Consider the following 17,791-nt stretch of genomic DNA (forward strand, 5'->3'; position numbering starts at 1 on the left):
CTTTCCCGCTAGTTCGTTCCACTGGCGGTATTCGTGCGCCAGCGTGGATTGAAAATTGTCCTGTGGACGTCACGTCCGCCTACACCAGCACCGGCAACCGAGAAGCGGTCGTCAAATACCGTGAAGCTTTTCGTGCCCCAGCTCAGTGCCTCGATGCCGTCGCGTCCGCGCTCGACAGTGGTAAAGCCGGTCAGCGCGACCAGCGCCGTAAAACTGCATGCCATTGCCGGTCGATAGAGGCGGCTCGTCATCCGCACGTTATTTTCGCGGGTGTGCTGGATCACGATCATTGCCATCAGGAACAGATAGAAGCACGCATTGATGATGGCGAAGATGAAGAAGCCTCTCGTCTGATCCGCACCGCCGACGAGAAGGACCGGCAGAATGGACAGGCCGGAGATCAGTGCATAGGGAGCGATCACCCGCAGTGGCACCGGATCGACCTCGGATGAGCCTTTCGGCGTGACACGAAAATCGACAAAGGAACCGGTAAGCCAGTCGCGGAAGGCTGCGAAGGTTCCAGCCAGAACCCAGGGCCACCGCGCCAGCAGGAACAGCATCGCTTCCCAGCTGAAAATCCTGCCGTCGACAGGGCGGAACGTCTTGCTCGACCGCCACCAGAATGCCAGCGCCAAAATCACGAGCGATTGCGGCATGAAGTGCATCAGGAAAGCGGGATAGGTAACGCTGACGAAATTATCGCCATAAGCCAGAATGGCTATCGGCAGAACGAATGTCAGCGCCAGAAAGAACGCGTAGAGAGGATACCAGAGCTGCGAGAACAGAAACTGGATCTTCAGGCGCAGCGGCAACCGACCGATCAGCTTCGGTGTATACTGCAGCAGGATCATCACGAGGCTGCGCGACCACTGGAATTCCTGCGTCACAAGATCGGCAAAGGTGCGCGGACCGTCGCCATGGGCGATGGCATCCAGTGCATGAACACCCCGCCAGCCATGCGCGTTCATGAACAGGGTCGTGGAATGATCCTCGGCCAGTTCTGGTCCAAGACCGCCGATCTCCTTCAGTGCCGCCGTGCGTACCGCATAATGAGAGCCGATGCAGACCGGAGCAAAGCCGCCATTGTAACCGGCTTGCAGCGAGCCATGCATACTGGCTTCCACATAGAGACGCCCGCGTGCCGACCAGCTTTCATGCGCATTGCGATCACAAATGCTCGGTGCGGAAACATACCCGACAGCGGGATCAGCGAAGGGCCGCAGCATATTAAAGAGATAACCCGGCTCAGGCACATGGTCGGCGTCGAGCTGCGAGACGAAATCATAGCGCTCATAGCCATAGTGATCGTAGAAGAAGGCGAGATTGCCTTCCTTGCACCGGGTACGGCGCGGCCAGGTCTGCCGATGATAGTCGGCACGGCCCTTGCGTGTGGAAACGAACACGCCATGCTCACGGCACCAGGCAAGTGTCGAGGGTGAAGGATCCTCATCGGCAAGCCATGTATCGTGCGGCACATCCTGCGCCAGCATGGCGCGCAATGTTTCAGCCACCACCTCGAAAGGCTCAGACGGAGCCTTGGTGACGACCATGGCGACGCGGCTTCCGGCGGGGATGCGAAGCGGGCCGGTCGGGCGCGCTGCGTGGAAGAAAATAGTGATGAAATAAAGCGGCAGGATCGTGATCCAGGCCAGCAGCGCGGTCACCAGAAAGGAGCCGAGCAGATGATTGTGCTTTGCGCTGATGAACCACCATTGCCAGAAATAGGTGATAGCGAGCGCCCAAAGGATGATGCCCACCACATATTCCACCCGCTTGCGGCCAGTGAAGATGGGCGCCAGCAATGGTTCCCTTTGGCCGTTGTCGCCGTCAATGGCCGGATAAAATTCGCGCCGTGTCATGTCCGCATCTCCAGACCAAAGAAGGGCGCAGCCGTGCGGATGATCGTGTCGAGATCGGAATGGAGCGTGCGAAAGCCAAGCTTCGCGGCCGCTTCAGCCGGGTCGGCATAAAGCACCGGCGGATCGCCAGCCCGGCGCGCGCGCATTTCGACAGGCACCTTGCGTCCCGTAAGCCGGTCTATTGCATCCACGATTTCCCTGATGGATGTTCCGCGCCCGGTTCCCAGATTAAGGACCAGATTGCCGCCGCCATTCAGCAGATGCTCGACCGCAAGCACATGCGCCCGCGCCAGATCAACCACGTGAATATAGTCGCGAATGCAGGTGCCATCCGGCGTTTCATAATCGTCGCCATAGACTTCCAGACAATCTGCCATGCCCGCCGCAGCCAGCATGGCGCGCGGTATCAGATGGGTTTCAGGATCATGCTTTTCACCCAGTTCGCCATCCAGATCAGCACCGCAGGCATTGAAATAGCGCAGCGCCGCATAGGACATGCCATAGGCTGCCGAATAATCGGCCAGCATATGTTCCGCGATCAGTTTTGTGCGTCCATAAGGGTTGATCGGATTCTGCATTTCGCCTTCGCGGATCGGCAGCACATCCGGAATGCCATAGGTGGCGCAGCTCGACGAGAAAATGACCGGGCGTCCACCTGTCAAGCGGCTGGCCTCAAGAACAGACTGGATGCCGACGACATTGTTGCGATAATACTTTGCGGGGTTCGTAACGGACTCTCCCACATAGGCCGAGGCCGCAAAGTGAATGATGGCTGCCGGATCATAGGCCCTGATAGCAGCGATAAGCTGCTCCTGCGAAAGCGTGTCGCCCTCGACAAACTCGCCCCAGCGCACGGAAGACCGGTGACCCGTCGACAAGTTGTCATAGACGACAGGCGAGAACCCGCTCTTGTGCAGTAGCTTCGCGGTATGGCTGCCAATGAAGCCAGCGCCACCGGTGACGAGTATATTTTTCCGGGTCATCTCGCCACCTCGAAGAGCTCGCCCGATGGTCTGACCAGCTGGCGTTCAAAATAGGCGATCGTCTGTTTCAGTCCTTCGACCAGTACAATCTGTGGTTCCCAGCCAAGTTCACGCTTGGCAAGCGTGATGTCGGGGCGCCGCTGGCGCGGATCATCGGTGGGCAGCGGGCGATAGACGATGCGTGAGGACGAACATGTTAGCGCAATAATCTGCTCGGCCAGTTCTCGCACGGTGAACTCGCCCGGATTGCCGAGATTGACGGGCTTCTGAACCTGGCTGCTCATCAACCGGCTGAAGCCTTCGATCAGGTCATCGACATAGCAAAAGGAACGAGTCTGCGAGCCGTCGCCATAGATGGTGATATCTTCGCGCTTGAGCGCCTGAACGATGAAATTCGACACGACACGGCCATCGTCGGGCCGCATGCGCGGGCCATATGTGTTGAAGATGCGCACGATACGGATATCGACGCCATACTGCTTGTGAAAATCGTAGAACAGCGTTTCGGCCGAGCGCTTGCCTTCGTCATAGCAGGACCGGGGCCCGAAAGAGTTCACATTGCCCCAATAGGCTTCCGGCTGCGGGTGCGTTTGCGGATCGCCATACACTTCCGACGTTGAGGCCTGAAAAATCCGTGCCTGATAATGCGCTGCAAGTTCGAGCAGATTGAGCGAGCCGATGACGCTCGTCTTCATCGTGTGCACCGGATCAGCCTGATAGTGCGGCGGCGATGCCGGGCATGCCAGATTGTAAATCTCGTCTACCGGCAGATCGATCGGGTTGACAATATCGTGGCGCACAAAGCTGAACGTGTCGTAACGCAGGAGATGACGAATATTCTCGAGACGCCCCGTCGAAAAATTGTCGACACAGATGACGAAGTTTCCTTCGTTCAGAAGACGCTCGCAAAGATGAGAACCGAGAAATCCTGCACCGCCCGCTACGAGAATACGTCTCGTTGGCATACTTTCGGTGCTTATACCCGATGATCTGAAATTTATACTCACGAGATCCTCCAACACTACTCGTTTACGGGCGCCCTTTGTTGAAAAAGAACAGCATTTCCCTATGCGGGCTCAAATTGAACCGCGCTAACTTACGTTTGCTGAATGCTTTACCTGATGATTGAAGGTAACCGCGCTGAGGGCGAGAGTCGTTATCTTAGAATCCTAAAACTTATCCGCGCGTCCATTTTTGAGGCCTTAATAACCTAACGCTCGGCATATTCAGATCAACCGAAACAGCATTTCCTTCGACCTAGGTCGGCGGATTTAGGAGAGTTTCGTGATCAGAACGGGGATACAGCTGAGTTCTATTTCAGCAAAGATCGTGATTTAATTGTTGCCAAATGCTTTCTTTACAAAGCTCCCCCGCCATAGCGGGCCAGAGCAAATGGCCATTGATGACGGTCAGACCAGATGTAGAGAACCGTTTCAAACAGGCTGTAAAGCCCATTGCCAATCGCACCAGTAAATATATAAGCAACACGACTGAACACGGCCATCGCTGCATCAAACAGCGGATACGATCTATGCCCGACTTCAAGACTGAAACCACAGCCAACGTTACACTCTTTGGCATCGAACTCGTTCATATGATGCGCAAACGGCAAGTCGTCTTTCCCCTAGCGAAAGCACTCTCCAGCAAACAACAGTTCGAGGCACCGCATCGCACCACGACAAGCGACCCGAAAACGACCACACCGCTGTCGGTTGATCGCGGACAGGATCTGGTGCCGGAGTTTATGGGTCGACGCTCTGGAGCCCAGACCAAAAGCGTAAAGTGGCTTTAAAAGCAAAATACGTGAAACAATAAATATGTAGAGAATTCTAAGTTTCTTATGACAACAAGAAAAAGGGCGGCAATTACCTGCCGCCCTTTTGTATTTCGGTCACAATCAGCCGCGCTGTGAATCGAGCTGCTCGTGGTTCTTTTCGACTTCCTGCGCCTTCATGTAGCTTTCGATGAGAAGCTGGTAGGGAGGGAAAATCTTGGTGTAGACGTTGGCCCACTCCTGCGCATCGTCACGATGCCACGTCTTCTGGAGTTCCGAAGCCACCGCAGCCGTATCCATAGGCACGACACCGGCTTGAACAACACGAGCGAGCGTAATTTCCTGCGCCATCTTGGAATAGGTTCCGGATGCATCCACCACGGCGAAAACCTTGTAACCATCCTGAACGGCACTGATTGCCGGGAAGGCCATGCAAACGCTGGTGATGGTGCCTGCGATGATCAGGGTCTTGCGGCCCGTGGCCTTCACGGCAGCAACGAAATCCGGATTGTCCCATGCGTTGATCTCGCCACGACGCGCTACATATTTGGCATGAGGGGCATTCTCATGAATCTCGGGGATCAGCGGCCCATTGGGGCCCTGCGGCACGGATGCCGTCGTGATGACCGGCATCTTGGTCAGCGTCGCCATCTTGGCAAGCGCAGTCGCATGATTGCGCAAAACAGGCATTGGCATGTCTGCGACGGTCTGAAACAGGCCGCTCTGATGGTCGATCAGAAGCATGACGGCGTCGTTGGGGTCGATAACCGGACGCTGGCCGTTAAAGTTAGCTGGGCTGCTCATTTTAAGTCTCCTTCTTCAGGCTTGGACTTGTTCAGGGCCGAAAGCATTTCCGGTCCGGGGATACCCGTGGTTCTTACTGACGCCACGGGAATGGATCAGGCAGAAATGGCGCCGAATTTCCCTGTTCGGAAATCCGCGAAAGCATCCTGCAATTCTTCATTTGTGTTCATGACGAAAGGGCCACGCATGGCGACAGGCTCTCCAAGCGGTTCGCCGCTCAGCAGAAGGACAGTTGCATCGCTGTCAGCCGTAACCTCGAAACTGCCACCCTTTCGGTCGAGCAGTACGAATTGCGCATCCCGTGCCGATCTGTTGCCGTTGACGGTGATCGTTCCGCGCAAGATTGCCAGACCGGTCGTATGTTGATCGGGAAGATCAAACACAACGCTTCCGCCTTGTTTCAGGCGCAGGTCCCATAGATCAATCGGCGTGAAGGTGCGTGCGGGTCCGGCATGTCCGGCATAGTTCCCGGCTATGACACGGACAATTCCAGCTTCATCCGGCAGGGCCACGGTCGGAATATCCCGATCGAGCACCGTCTGGTAAGCGGCGGGCGCGGACTTGTCCTTGGCAGGCAGGTTGACCCAGAGCTGCACCATTTCCAGCGTGCCTCCCTGTTCGGTAAACGCCTTCGAATGACGCTCCTCGTGCAAAATCCCGGCGGCAGCAGTCATCCATTGTACATCACCGGGACCGATCATGCCTCCGCTTCCAGTGGAATCGCGATGTTCAACTTCGCCCTGATAGACAATGGTCACGGTTTCAAAACCGCGATGGGGATGGCTGCCAACGCCGCGCGGGGTTGCCGTGGGTGCAAACTGTTCCGGCCCGGCATAATCAAGATGCAAAAAGGGGCTGATGTGTTCACCCATTATCGCATGGGACACCATGGAGCGAACCGGAAATCCATCACCCACCCAATGGGGCGATGAGCTGCTGTAAATGCCGATAACCTGTCTCATCTCGATCTTCCCGATTTATTTCGTTGCCTTGCGGACACTGGGTTGACTGTCTGAGAGCAAAATAAATCTGGAACGAATTAACCGGTAGATCGAAGTTCAGGCTATACTGTCCTGAAAACAGGACAATGAAAGAGCCGGTCATGGCTGATCTCAACGATATGCGGCTTTTTGTAGAGGTCGTGGAACAAGGCGGCTTTTCCGCTGCCTCCCGAAAACTGGATATGCCGCGCTCCAGGCTGAGCCGCCGGATCGCCCTGCTCGAAGATGATCTCGGTGTCAGGCTTATCCAGCGCACCACCCGACAATTTGCTGTGACGGATATCGGCCAGGAATTTTATCGCCATTGTCTGGCGATGATGGTTGAGGCCGATGCCGCGCTGGATGTGATCGACAGAATGCGCACAGAACCGCAAGGCACGGTGCGGGTGAGTTGCCCGGCATCGGTCATTTATTTCCAGGTCGGTGAAATGATCGCCCGTTTCATGGAGCGATACCCAAAGATAAAGATACATCTGGAAAGCACAAACCGGCGCGTGGATGTTATCCGCGAAGGCTTCGATCTCGCTATCCGCGTCCGCTTTCCACCGCTCGAGGATAGCGACCTCGTCATCCGCAAGCTGGCGGAAAGCGAGCAACGACTGGTGGCAAGCCCTATATTTGTGAAGGAAGGATGCAACGCCGTTCCCGCCGACCTCGTCGACATGCCCGGCCTTGCCTGGGGATCATCCCACAACAATTTTGAATGGAACCTGCTCGGTCCGAACGGCACCACGGCTGAAATTCCCTATCAACCGCTGCTGATTACGGAAGATATGGTTGCGCTGCGGCTGGCCGCTCTTCAAGGCATCGGCGTTTGCCAGTTTCCCACAATGGTTGTCCGGGATGATATACAGGCAGGACGGTTGATTGATCTTCTGCCCGACTGGGCACCCCGCAGCGGCATTATCCATGCCGCCTTCCCTTCACGTCGCGGTCTATTACCCTCGGTGCGCGCGCTTCTCGATTTTCTGGTCGAAGAATATGCTGCTCTATCAGTGAGCGAGAAAAAAAGATGAGGATGTAGATCCATTGAATGTGGTGCTTAACGCTTCACGGATTCGCCAATTCTTATGACGTCACTCGCCTTCATTGCCGGATTCTTGTCACTTGTGGTCGCAACCGACGCTGGTTGGTGCCGGGATGCGATGCTCTTGGGAAGGTCGTGTTCGGCCATCATCTTCTTCAAGTTCCGCAGGTACAGATTGTAGGCCCGATACCATCAAACACACAAAAAATAATGGACTTGTCGTAATGACGGCCTTTGGGCGTCGGAAAAAATCTGCCGCTTAAAGATCGGAATGCAGTCATTGCAATCATTGACAAAATCTTTTCAACAGAACCGTCTTTGGTTGATTCATCGAACTGGCATGTTGATCTGTCAGTATACGATTTCTCTTACACGATTGATCTGGTTATACTGCTCCAGCTGATGATTTATCTCGGGGAGAAGGATGTATGCAGCGGATCACTTATAGACATCTACGTAGTACGACAATCTTGTACCTACCACAATCTGCATTGGCCATGATCATGGGAGGTGCAGGATTGATAGCGGGTATGTCGTTGGCGCTGGCCCAGTCAGGACCAGTCAATTATGACTATCGTGGTGTCGACGGAGGTTGCTGCTCAGACAACAACGGGCATGATGGCAGTGCCGGTCAAAGGGATTTTATACAAACCGATCAGAACCTGAATATACATTCAACCGCGAATGGAAATGCCGGCGTCTTTGTCGACGTAAGCGGCGGTCACGGTGGAGACGGAGCAGACCCCCCGTCTCTTAATCATTGGGGCGGAAATGGTGGTTCGGGCCGTAATATTGATTACACGGTTGAGAACAGCGCAATCGCGAGCGCAGGTGTGGGCATCAATATGTATTCCAATGGTGGTGCTGGCGGCCATTGGGGAAATGCCGGCGGAAGTAATGGCGGCTACGGGATTGGAGGCAGCGCTGGAAATCTAGCACGGATCACGCTGAACAACACCACTGTCAGCGGAAGTGGCTTCGGCATTGCGGTCCAGTCCTGGGGCGGCTACGGTCAGGATAGTGCGCTGGCGGGTGGCTTCGGCGGCGAGCGTGATGCGGGGTCTGGTGGCAACGGTGGAGTTGCAACAGTTAATTTACGCGGCTCCACAACAATCACGGTCACCGGGCCGGGTCCGGGAGATGTCAACGCCGGTGTAGGCCTGATTTCACGTGGAGGCAATGGTGGCAAAGGCGAACTTATCGGGGGCTTCGGCGGCCATGTCAACGCCGGTAGCGGAGGTAATGCCAACGCGGTCAATTTTACATCCGAGGCGCCGTCGAAAATAGTCACCAATGGTGATGATATCTATGGCGTGATTGCGCGGTCGATCGGCGGCGATGCGGCGACAAATAATGGTTCCAATTCGCGCGCAAAGGCTGGTGGAAATGCCGGGGCGATAACGATTGACAACGCCGGAACCATCACGACATCCGGCAATCGTGCAATCGGCATCATGGCTCTGAGCAAGGGCGGGCAAGGTGGCAATGGTGGCGATGGGACATGGGGAGCAGGTCATCGCGGTGCACCTGGCGGTACGCCCGGCGCGATTAACATCACTAACTCAGGCATCATATTGACTGGTCGCAACGATACAGTCGGGGCTTACGGCATTTTAGCGCAGGCACTTGGTGGTCAAGGCGGCCTCGGCGGCGATGGAGGAGGATTTGGCTCCGGCGGACCCGGTGGTGGAGCCCCCGCGATCACAATAACGAATAGCGGAACCGTTAAAACAGCTGGAAATGATGCGGCCGGTATTGTCGCTCATTCCATTGGCGGCGGCGGTGGTTGGGGCGGCACTACCAACGGTCTTTTCTATACTATTGGTGGCAATGGTGGAGGCGGCGGCAACGGCGGCAACTCTACCTTGAAAAACTACTCGATGATCTACACTTCGGGAGACCATAGCCCTGGCGCGATCTTGCAAAGTATTGGCGGCGGTGGCGGTATTGGCGGCGACTCAACGACGACGGGCATTATTTCCGCAATCGCAATCGGCGGACGGGGCGGTGTGGCCGGTTCAGCGGGCAATATTCTCAAGGCAATTTCGTCCGGAAGGATAACAACCACTGGGGCCTCCTCAGCAGGCATCCTGTTACAAAGCATCGGTGGCGGCGGTGGCCATGCCGGATCGGCCAATGCAGTCGGTGTCGGCATCGGTTTGAATGCGACGGTCGCAACCGGTGGCGATGGCGGCGGTGGCGGTAACGGTGGCGTTGTTCAGTTTACCCAGAGGTTCAACGGAATTATCACAACTGCTGGACCATTGAGCACTGGCATCCTGGCGCAGTCGATCGGTGGTGGTGGCGGTAATGGCGGCCTCGCCGACACGCGTGCGATAACGATCGCACCACCGACCGGTGACAACCCCAGCGGTACTGTTAGCATTGCCGTTACACATGGTGGCGGGGGCGGTGTTGGTGGTAATGCCAATACTCCCGACATTGCCAATGCCGGCCATATCGTGACCTCGGGTGCGATGAGCAATGGTATTACAGCACAATCAATTGGCGGCGGCGGCGGTAATGGCGGGGGAGTGCTCGCCCCGATGAAAATACCGACAGTTGGCAAGTCAGACCTTAAGGTCGGGGTCACTGTCCGAATGGGTGGCAATGGCGGCGCTGGCGGCGAAGGGAGCTGGGTACGCGTGACAAACAGCCAGATTGGCAAAATCACCACCACGGATACAGGATCTGTCGGCATTCTGGCGCAGTCGATTGGCGGCGGCGGTGGCAGCGGCGGCAACATACAGCAGCACGACGCGAATTCATTCAACGATATTGTCGGTTCGCCAACCAGCTTTGCCAGCGCGGCAGCAAAAGTAGCCAGCTGGATTGCCACAGCCCCCTCAGAAATACCGGACTTCCCGACATGGAACAAGAAGCTCAACGCGACGATGGCAGTCACTAACGGTAGCAATGGCGGCTTAGGTGGCAGTGGTGACCATTTCATTCTCCGCAACGACGGCGTGATCACGACGACCGGAGCACATGCGTATGGCATTCTGGCACAATCGATCGGCAATGGTGGCGGCAATGCAGGCACAATCGACTCCAGCAATGTATCGAGCCTGCTTTCCAGTATCGACGAACTCGCTAAAGCTATTGCTTCCGGTGTCTCAAACTTGCCAACGTTCGGCATACCGACACTCAATCCAACGCTTCAAAACGGCGGCAATGGCGGCACAGGCGGCAACGGTGGCGGAACTGATAAGGCTCCGAGTATCGTTACCAACACAGGCACGATCAAAACCACTGGCGACGGCTCGGCTGGCATTGTGGCACAATCAGTCGGTGGCGGGGGTGGACTGAGCACCGTACACGCCCAAGACCTGGAAGACACGCTCAAAAAAGCCGGAGTGATCAATGTCGATGCAATCATTCAGGACGTCGCCAAATTTCTCGATTTCATTGGTACAAAGGGTGCGTCTGCAGGAACTGAGGCGTTGCATTTCACAAACGGCGGACAAAACGGATCCGCCGGGTCGGGTGGTGTCGTCGTTGTCGATGCCAGCGATTCACATAGCATAATCGAAACTCAAGGCGCCCATGCGCCCGCAATCCTCGCGCAGAGCGTCGGTTTTGGCGGCGGTGTGACAGGAGCCATTCACACTCCGACAGTGCCCGTTGAGACCACCGCTTCGTTTACACTTGGCGGTAAAGGCCTTCTTCTCATACCCTCCCTTAGTTACGCTGCGCATGGCGGTTCTGTGACGGTAAGCAATAATGGCGCACTGAATACATACGGCATCAACTCCGCCGGAATTGTCGCACAGAGCGTTGGCGGCGGCGGCGGTGTTTCAACCGCACAGATGCTGGGGATCGGCAACGCGACCCGGCATAAATCTTCCCTGTCATTCGCGCTCGGCGGTTCGCTTGGTTTAGCGAATAACGTCCTTGGTCTCACGCCATCGGCGAATGGTGGCAATGTCATAATCACTGATAATGGTGACATTAGAACGCAAGGCGTATTCTCCCACGGTATCCTTGCACAAAGCGTTGGCGGTGGCGGCGGTATTGCGGCCGTGTCAGCCAATTCAAACGTAACGTCACTGACAGCGTCACTCGGCAGCAGTGTGCAAGATAATAGTCCTATCAATAATCTTACGGTCGACGGTGGCGATGTGAGTGTTACCGCATCGGGCATCACCCAGACGACAGGAGATCTCGCATTCGGCGTTCTCGCACAAAGTATTGGCGGCGGCGGTGGGCTGATACAGGTGGATAACGGTGTCAGTGCTATCGCTGCTCCGATCAACATAACGTTCGGTGCAAACGGCATGACAGGCAAGGGTGGCAGAGTAACCGTGACTGAAGGCATTGGTTGGGCTGTTTCCACTGCAGGGACGAATGCACACGCCATCGTCGCGCAATCGGTTGGTGGCGGTGGCGGCATTGCGGGTCTCGGGACGCAACCGAATTTGGTGACTTTGCACGCCGTTGGTTCTCCACCTGAAGCTGGTTCTGATATAAACAATGGTGGCATTGTGAATTTGTCGACCAATGGCTCGGTCATCATCACGCAAGGAAACGGTGCGATAGGCATCCTTGCGCAAAGCATCGGCGGCGGCGGTGGTCTCGCTGGAGATCAATCCTCTACGCGTTACGGACTCGATCTCATTAACAGCACGTCCCTCGTCAGCGGGCCGGGCAATGGCGGAGCCGTTACTATCAACGCGGGAGGACATATCAAGACAACCGGCGCGAACGCGCCAGCGATCATGGCTATGAGTATTGGCGGGGGCGGTGTTTTCAAGGACGGTCGCCTCTACCAATACCAAACCGTGAACAACACCCCTGCTTACGGCGGTGCTGTCACAGTCAATGTGAAAGAGAAGTCGAGGGTTGAGGCCAGTGGTGAGGATTCACCTGCCATTATTGCATTTAGCAATGGCTCTCATGGTAGCAGCGGTGGTGTCTGGGTTAACATAGACAAATCTGCTTCCGTGCTTGCCAGTATGGATAGTGGAACAGGCATCTTGGCCCCGGCAGGAATAACAGTGAACAATAACGGTCTCATCCAGTCGAAAACCGCGATCAGCGCCGCCCAGGCGGTCGTCGTCAACAACAATGGTATCATTCAGGGTAATGTCGTCCTCACCGGCAACGGTGTGTTTAATAACAACGCGGGGGGAAAGTTGTGGAGCGGTGCAACCGTTCAGACCACGAGGCTTAACAATGCGGGCACGTTAAATCCGGGAGGACCGGGCCAATTTCTTGAAACGCGCATTGCCGGCTCGTTGAACCAGCAGACTGGTATCTATGCCCCGGATCTGGATTTTGCAGCTCACAAAAGCGATTTTATCCGCGTTACGGATACAGTGACGTTCGGCGGCATGATCAGTCCATTGGTGCGCAATCCGGTAAAAGATGTCTGGCTGGGAATTGCACACTTCGATCAAGCGCCTGCGGTCGCTGCCACGCCGAAGTTGGCCTCCACCCCGCTGTTCAGCCTTAATATGAAGGATCGTTATGGTGGAAAGCAGGATCCGTCGATATCCGTCGATTTCAAACCATTTACCTTTGCAACAAATCAGGATCAGGGGAATGTCATTGGCCATCTTCAAGAGCTTTGGGATATGGCCGATAGTCGATCGGGGTCGCTGTTCGATCCATTTGTTGGGGTTCAATCAGCGCAGCAGTACCAACAGACGCTGGGAGCCATCGCCCATGATGGTCAGTTCGCACGCGCGGCCAATCAGGTACATGAAACCTTTGCTTCGATGAACCGGTTGATGAGTTGCCCGATGTTTGTTGGCGAAGGAGTGCTGCTGCGAGAAAGCGATTGCGTCTGGGGTCGTGTCAATACCAATTGGGTCCAACGCAGAATGACTTACAGCGACAATGACTATCATATCCGCCAGACTGCCTTGCAAGTTGGAGCACAGAAGGAAATCATGCGGGACTGGTTCGCTGCCGCGTCGTTCAGTTATGGCTTTGGAGACATGTCATCGTCGCGCGTGACTGGAACCAACGATACGTTCTCTGGAGGTATTGCACTCAAGCACACGATCGGTCCTTGGCAGTTCGCGACCGCGATACACGGGGGCTTTGAAACAAGTGATGTCGAGCGCTACACATTGGGCGGTATCGCGACCAGTCGACCAAAGTCCAGCTTCATTGCTGCTCGTCTGCGTGCCGCCTATGAGGTCGAAATGCATGAGTGGTATCTTCGGCCCTATGTCGATCTCGACATCAACCATATCAAATTGTCTGGCTACCGTGAGTACGGCGCCGATATTTTCGACCTCCGTGTCTTTGGACATTCCAACACTTCGATCATGGTGACACCATCGCTTGAAATTGGTGGGCGCACAAATTTCGGCGATACGACATTGCGCTCCTATCTCACGCTCGGTGCCAGTTTTCTATCTGGTGGTGCGGTGACGACGCAGATGAAACTCGATAAGTTCAACCTCGCACCGTTCGCGCTGACCACCGGCGCATCGTCCGTATATGGCAACTTCTCTGCTGGCCTCGAATGGATCACGGATGAGGGCTTTGCGCTGCGCGGCGAATACGGCTTACGTGTCGGTGACCATTATCTTGATCAATCCGCAGTCCTGCGTGCGGCTTATCATTTCTGAAAGAGATTGCCGGGCGTAATATCAGGTTAACTGGGATTGAAGTTCTAGCTTGCAGTTGGTGGTCATGATCCAGCCCACACTCAGTTGCAGGCGCCATCGTTACCTGCCGTCAGAAATCGCCCATGCGGTCTGACTTTGTTTCCGGTTCCCTTTGAGCTTGCTCTTAGGCGCCTTGTTGCATGGATAGCAGTTTCGACGTCTTCACCATAGACGCAGCTATATTCCTGATAGGCGACACCACTGCGATCATAAAAACGGAAAACAACATCAATGTCCGCGCACCATGCCGATCCGAATTGATGACGGCGCTTTCAGGCATTCAATATCTGACGGGCTCATATCGAAGTGCCAGATTGCGTTCGAATATTCCGCCTGGAAACGCATGGCCGGTGGCTCACGAACCAACCAATCGTGATCATAGCCCAAACGACGAAGATGGAGGTTTACTATCGATGTTGTAAGCTGGTTTGACAAAGCCATCTGGCGTCTCGACACCGTGCTTTTCCAGAAGTTCAAGTGTCCGTTTGGTCGAAAGATGCCCCCACTTCCTGTTTATCGTGCAAATTTTCATGGCAGCGACAATCGCACATAAGCGTTCGAGTTCATCGGTTACCAACATGCTTGCTCTGCCTCAGTCTGAGCGAGCTACCTCTTTCGACCGTCGATCAGGGCAGAGCAAGCGATAGAGCACGGCGCGACTGACTGCATAAAATTGCGCGGTCGTCCACATGAGAAGCTTACGTTTCGGATGGCATGCCAAGCCAACGGCGCAAAGTAGTCAGTGCTTCAATCGGAATAGCTCATGCCCTTGGCATCAGCTCTCCCCAATCCCGGCAGAGCAACAATTTCCAAATAAAGATACTGACAGAGCGTCTCCCAGCTGATGCCAAGCTCGTGTGCGATCCTGGCTATTTGCTCGTCAGCTGCCATCCGCTGTTGACCACGCTGATTTGTTCAAGCGTCAGGGAGCGTTTGTGTCACCGATAAGCCCTGTGTCGTTTTGCTAGCGCAATGCCCTCGCGCTGGCGCTCTCGAAGCACAGCATTAGGCCGTGCACTCATTAATAGGCTTATTTATTTGAATGGATTAATGATTCAAAGCCCTCCTGAACTGGAGGTCTTGGATGACATATCGCCGTTATGAACTCACAGAACGGGAATGGTCGATCATTGCACCGCTGTTGCCGAGCAAACCTCGTGGCGTTCCACGGGTTGATGATCGTATGGTTCTCAACGGGATCCTGTGGCGCTTCCGCACTGGCTCGTCGTGGTCGGAAATCCCAGAGCGCTATGGTGTTGCAACAACCTGCTACAACCGGTTCGTTTGGTTTTCGACGTGCCGGTGTGTGGGATCGGTGTGTGGGATCGGCTGCCCAAGGCAGTCTCTGCGGTCTATGCTGGCGACATCGTGATGATCGATAGCACCTGTGTTCGTGTTCACCAGCACGGAGCCACAGGAAAAAAGTGGATTCCGGCAATCGTTGGCATGGGACGTTCCCGGGGCGACCTCACGAGCAGAAACCGCGCAATTATAGATGCAGAAGGCCGTCCGATCAATCTTTGCCTGACGGACGGTCAAATTGCTGACTGCTCTCAGGCTGAATATCTCATGGAGTGTATCAAAGAAGGCGGCACGCTGCTTGCGGACAAAGCTTACGATACCGATGCCATTCGGATGACGGCAGCAGACCGCAAAATATGGGCCAATATTCCATCCAAATCTAACCGCAAGGGCCGTCTTCGCGTTCTCACCATGGGTGTATCGCCAGAGAAATCTCGTCGAGCGCTTCTTTAACCGCATCAAACACTATTGTGACATCGCAACACGTTACGACAAGAACCCGGCCAACTTCCTCGCTAAAATTAAACTCATCGCGTTCCGTATCTGGTGACCCAGTTTATGAGTCTACGCCGTAGTCCAATTGGACAAAAGAAAATTTGAAAGTTCTATCAATGGCTACGAAGAGGTAGAGCCTGCCTTGCGCCGTATGCACCTCGGCAATGTCCACGTGGAAGTAGCCAATGAGATAGCTCTTGAATTTCTTCTTCAGCTCCTTGTCGCCTTCGACATCAGGCAGCCGAGAAATATCATAACGCTGAAGGATTAATGCAGCAACGAGCGTGTCAGATGGGGGATCGTCGGCTGGAACACGTAGAGGCAATCATCAAGAGGAAGCAACGTGTGCCTGCGGAAAGTGATAATGATTGTTTCCTGTTCCAGAGACATAGCTGTCGCGTGTGGCTCTTTCGGCCCGTTGGCAGATCAGCCAGGGACGTTCTCCTTTTTCCATTTGGCTACCGGGTCTTCTGATTGATCTCGTGCCGTCTGGAAAGCGCCCTCAGGCTCTCTTGACCATTTTGTATTGCTCGACGGACTACCTCTGTCATCGTGGCGCTCCCGTATAGAAGCTAGCCCATAATGCTTCCCTTCAGTTGTGCGAGAAAATTGCATCACCAAAGTCCTGGGTCAAACACGTCATGCAACTCGATCAAGGTGCCGCACCGATGCTCGCCGAGTCAGGTCATAATCAGTTCAGCATGGGCTTCCGTCTTGTGAGAATTGCGGTCACCACCAAGAGGTCCGGGACGAACATTTCCTTTTTCAATTTGAAAGTTCCGCCAACGGCTGACGCTTGCCACACCAACGCCAAACCGTTCCGCAGCCTCTTGAGGCGATGAACCAGCCGAAACGGCAGCAAGAACACGTGTACAAAGATCAACAGAAAGGGCCTTTGACACATCTGCAGACCTTCTTATGCAGATATTTCCAACCAGAATAAAAATCATTTGCAAAGCATTTTGTATTTATTTATACAGATAGACTATAAATAATATAGTATACTTAATAATAAAACTATAATTTATTCATATCTAAAATTATATGGTTGGTTGCAATATATTTAGATATAGAATATAATTATTTATATTACATTAGTAATATCGTGATATATCGCATATCGATTCTTCGTTCAACTATTTCAGGAATGCGTTTTTTGATTTCAGATTTTTTCACGGAAAGGTTCTGGGGTTGTTGAAGGCAGGTGGGGTGAAGGTGCAGTCAGAAGGCAACACTATGGCAATCTCGCCCGGTTTCATTTCCCATCTGGCCACATCCTTTCGTTGTTCTGATTGCCAGCAAGGCAAGCGCACATTTGCGTTTCTCGGCCGCAGACCGGCAGCGCTCGGATGCGGCAGACAATACTGTTGCGCGGCGTGCGGGCGCGATGTTTCCCGCAAGCTTCAATTGGCGAGGATTGGCAGCCTAACAAGCCCTTTGCAGGTTCGGCATTCATACACTGCGATTTTTGAAGGCGCGTTTGGAAGATAAAATGATTAGTCGATCGAGACAGACAGCAGTGCCGATCTCTTCGAGTGCGCCCGTACAGTTTACACACAGCCTGCATGCAGGCGCTTTCGTACTCGCAATGGCCGCCAGTGGCGCGGAAACGGCCACCACACGTTTTTCCATTTAACCTTTTTATTAATTTCTACGCAGGAGTTTACATTGACCTATATCTCCAAGACGCGTCAATCGCGTTGTTCAGCAATCAACAATCGTGCCTCTGCCCTGGCGCGCTCCGTATCGTTTCTGGCTATTTTAAGCGCTGCCAGTGTTCCCATGCTTGTCATGCTAACACCATCTCTCGGTCAAACCGTAGGGGGTGACGGAGGGGGGGCAGGGTACTACCCTTCTTTCTACGGGGCTGGCGGTACTGTTGGGGACAACGGGGGAATAGGGGTTACGTATTTCAATATTGGC

11 protein-coding genes and 3 pseudogenes are annotated in these 17,791 nt (G+C 54.5%); 6 read left to right on the forward strand and 8 right to left on the reverse strand.

Annotated features, from left to right (window positions below; translation table 11 throughout):
* Nucleotides 1–8 precede the first annotated feature (8 nt).
* From CEV33_RS22555 to CEV33_RS24560, 4 genes are all read right to left on the reverse strand, one after another.
* Complete coding sequence (locus tag CEV33_RS22555; RefSeq protein WP_094542584.1) at nucleotides 9–1,859, reverse strand: glycosyltransferase family 2 protein; 1,851 nt, start codon at nucleotides 1,857–1,859, stop codon at nucleotides 9–11.
* Nucleotides 1,856–2,842 carry a UDP-glucose 4-epimerase GalE gene (galE, locus tag CEV33_RS22560; RefSeq protein WP_094542585.1) on the reverse strand — a complete coding sequence of 329 codons (987 nt, stop codon included), beginning with the start codon at nucleotides 2,840–2,842 and terminating at the stop codon, nucleotides 1,856–1,858. The genes CEV33_RS22555 and galE overlap by 4 nt, the downstream gene beginning before the upstream one ends.
* Nucleotides 2,839–3,807, reverse strand: coding sequence for a UDP-glucuronic acid decarboxylase family protein (locus CEV33_RS22565; RefSeq protein ID WP_094542586.1), 969 nt, complete (start codon nucleotides 3,805–3,807; stop codon nucleotides 2,839–2,841). Before CEV33_RS22565 ends, galE begins: the two co-directional genes overlap by 4 nt.
* A 392-nt stretch (nucleotides 3,808–4,199) precedes the next feature.
* The gene (locus CEV33_RS24560) at nucleotides 4,200–4,346 is read right to left on the reverse strand and encodes a hypothetical protein (RefSeq protein ID WP_235818509.1); all 147 of its coding nucleotides are present in this window, start codon (nucleotides 4,344–4,346) and stop codon (nucleotides 4,200–4,202) included.
* 6 nt (nucleotides 4,347–4,352) lie between these two features.
* On the opposite strand from CEV33_RS24560, the gene CEV33_RS22570 reads away from it, so the two are divergent.
* Nucleotides 4,353–4,634: a hypothetical protein gene (locus CEV33_RS22570; protein WP_374818222.1), complete on the forward strand. Its 282-nt coding sequence runs from the start codon at nucleotides 4,353–4,355 to the stop codon at nucleotides 4,632–4,634.
* Between the two features lie 105 nt (nucleotides 4,635–4,739).
* Here CEV33_RS22570 and CEV33_RS22575 read toward each other — a convergent pair whose 3' ends face one another.
* Both CEV33_RS22575 and CEV33_RS22580 read right to left on the reverse strand, forming a co-directional pair.
* Nucleotides 4,740–5,420, reverse strand: a complete 681-nt coding sequence (locus CEV33_RS22575; protein WP_043062825.1) for a hydrolase — start codon at nucleotides 5,418–5,420, stop codon at nucleotides 4,740–4,742.
* A 95-nt stretch (nucleotides 5,421–5,515) separates the two neighbouring features.
* Nucleotides 5,516–6,382: a pirin family protein gene (locus tag CEV33_RS22580; RefSeq protein ID WP_094542588.1), complete on the reverse strand. Its 867-nt coding sequence runs from the start codon at nucleotides 6,380–6,382 to the stop codon at nucleotides 5,516–5,518.
* Between the two features lie 140 nt (nucleotides 6,383–6,522).
* Between CEV33_RS22580 and CEV33_RS22585 the strand changes: the two genes are divergently transcribed.
* The 3 genes and pseudogenes from CEV33_RS22585 to CEV33_RS22600 all read left to right on the forward strand — a co-directional run bounded on the left by CEV33_RS22585 (nucleotide 6,523) and on the right by CEV33_RS22600 (nucleotide 15,923).
* The gene (locus tag CEV33_RS22585) at nucleotides 6,523–7,437 is read left to right on the forward strand and encodes a LysR family transcriptional regulator (RefSeq protein ID WP_208620249.1); all 915 of its coding nucleotides are present in this window, start codon (nucleotides 6,523–6,525) and stop codon (nucleotides 7,435–7,437) included.
* A 439-nt stretch (nucleotides 7,438–7,876) separates the two neighbouring features.
* Nucleotides 7,877–14,032, forward strand: coding sequence for an autotransporter outer membrane beta-barrel domain-containing protein (locus CEV33_RS22590; RefSeq protein WP_141211619.1), 6,156 nt, complete (start codon nucleotides 7,877–7,879; stop codon nucleotides 14,030–14,032).
* A 1,123-nt stretch (nucleotides 14,033–15,155) separates the two neighbouring features.
* Nucleotides 15,156–15,923 (forward strand): annotated as a pseudogene (locus CEV33_RS22600) (IS5 family transposase).
* Nucleotides 15,924–15,950: 27 nt separating this feature from the next.
* Here the strand turns inward: CEV33_RS22600 and CEV33_RS22605 are convergent.
* Together CEV33_RS22605 and CEV33_RS22610 are read right to left on the reverse strand one after the other, a co-directional pair.
* Nucleotides 15,951–16,419, reverse strand: a pseudogene (locus CEV33_RS22605) (IS481 family transposase); the annotation flags it as partial.
* Nucleotides 16,420–16,551: 132 nt separating this feature from the next.
* A pseudogene (locus CEV33_RS22610) lies at nucleotides 16,552–16,770 on the reverse strand (IS630 family transposase); the annotation flags it as partial.
* Nucleotides 16,771–17,360: 590 nt separating this feature from the next.
* On the opposite strand from CEV33_RS22610, the gene CEV33_RS24100 reads away from it, so the two are divergent.
* The gene (locus CEV33_RS24100) at nucleotides 17,361–17,504 is read left to right on the forward strand and encodes a hypothetical protein (RefSeq protein ID WP_167388222.1); all 144 of its coding nucleotides are present in this window, start codon (nucleotides 17,361–17,363) and stop codon (nucleotides 17,502–17,504) included.
* 32 nt (nucleotides 17,505–17,536) lie between these two features.
* Nucleotides 17,537–17,791 (forward strand): hypothetical protein (locus CEV33_RS24285; protein ID WP_208620250.1); only part of this gene is annotated, 255 nt, incomplete at its 3' end.

Source organism: Brucella grignonensis (genome assembly GCF_002252505.1).
GTDB classification, from domain to species: Bacteria; Pseudomonadota; Alphaproteobacteria; order Rhizobiales; family Rhizobiaceae; genus Brucella; species Brucella grignonensis.

What these genes read in the sequence shown, in the direction of transcription:
- CEV33_RS22555 (WP_094542584.1), bottom strand. Translation starts at nt 1,859, where the DNA reads ATGACACGGCGCGAATTTTATCCGGCCATTGACGGCGACAACGGCCAA.
- galE (WP_094542585.1), bottom strand. Translation starts at nt 2,842, where the DNA reads ATGACCCGGAAAAATATACTCGTCACCGGTGGCGCTGGCTTCATTGGC.
- CEV33_RS22565 (WP_094542586.1), bottom strand. Translation starts at nt 3,807, where the DNA reads ATGCCAACGAGACGTATTCTCGTAGCGGGCGGTGCAGGATTTCTCGGT.
- CEV33_RS24560 (WP_235818509.1), bottom strand. Translation starts at nt 4,346, where the DNA reads ATGGCCGTGTTCAGTCGTGTTGCTTATATATTTACTGGTGCGATTGGC.
- CEV33_RS22575 (WP_043062825.1), bottom strand. Translation starts at nt 5,420, where the DNA reads ATGAGCAGCCCAGCTAACTTTAACGGCCAGCGTCCGGTTATCGACCCC.
- CEV33_RS22580 (WP_094542588.1), bottom strand. Translation starts at nt 6,382, where the DNA reads ATGAGACAGGTTATCGGCATTTACAGCAGCTCATCGCCCCATTGGGTG.
- CEV33_RS22585 (WP_208620249.1), top strand. Translation starts at nt 6,523, where the DNA reads ATGGCTGATCTCAACGATATGCGGCTTTTTGTAGAGGTCGTGGAACAA.
- CEV33_RS22590 (WP_141211619.1), top strand. Translation starts at nt 7,877, where the DNA reads ATGCAGCGGATCACTTATAGACATCTACGTAGTACGACAATCTTGTAC.
- CEV33_RS24100 (WP_167388222.1), top strand. Translation starts at nt 17,361, where the DNA reads ATGATTAGTCGATCGAGACAGACAGCAGTGCCGATCTCTTCGAGTGCG.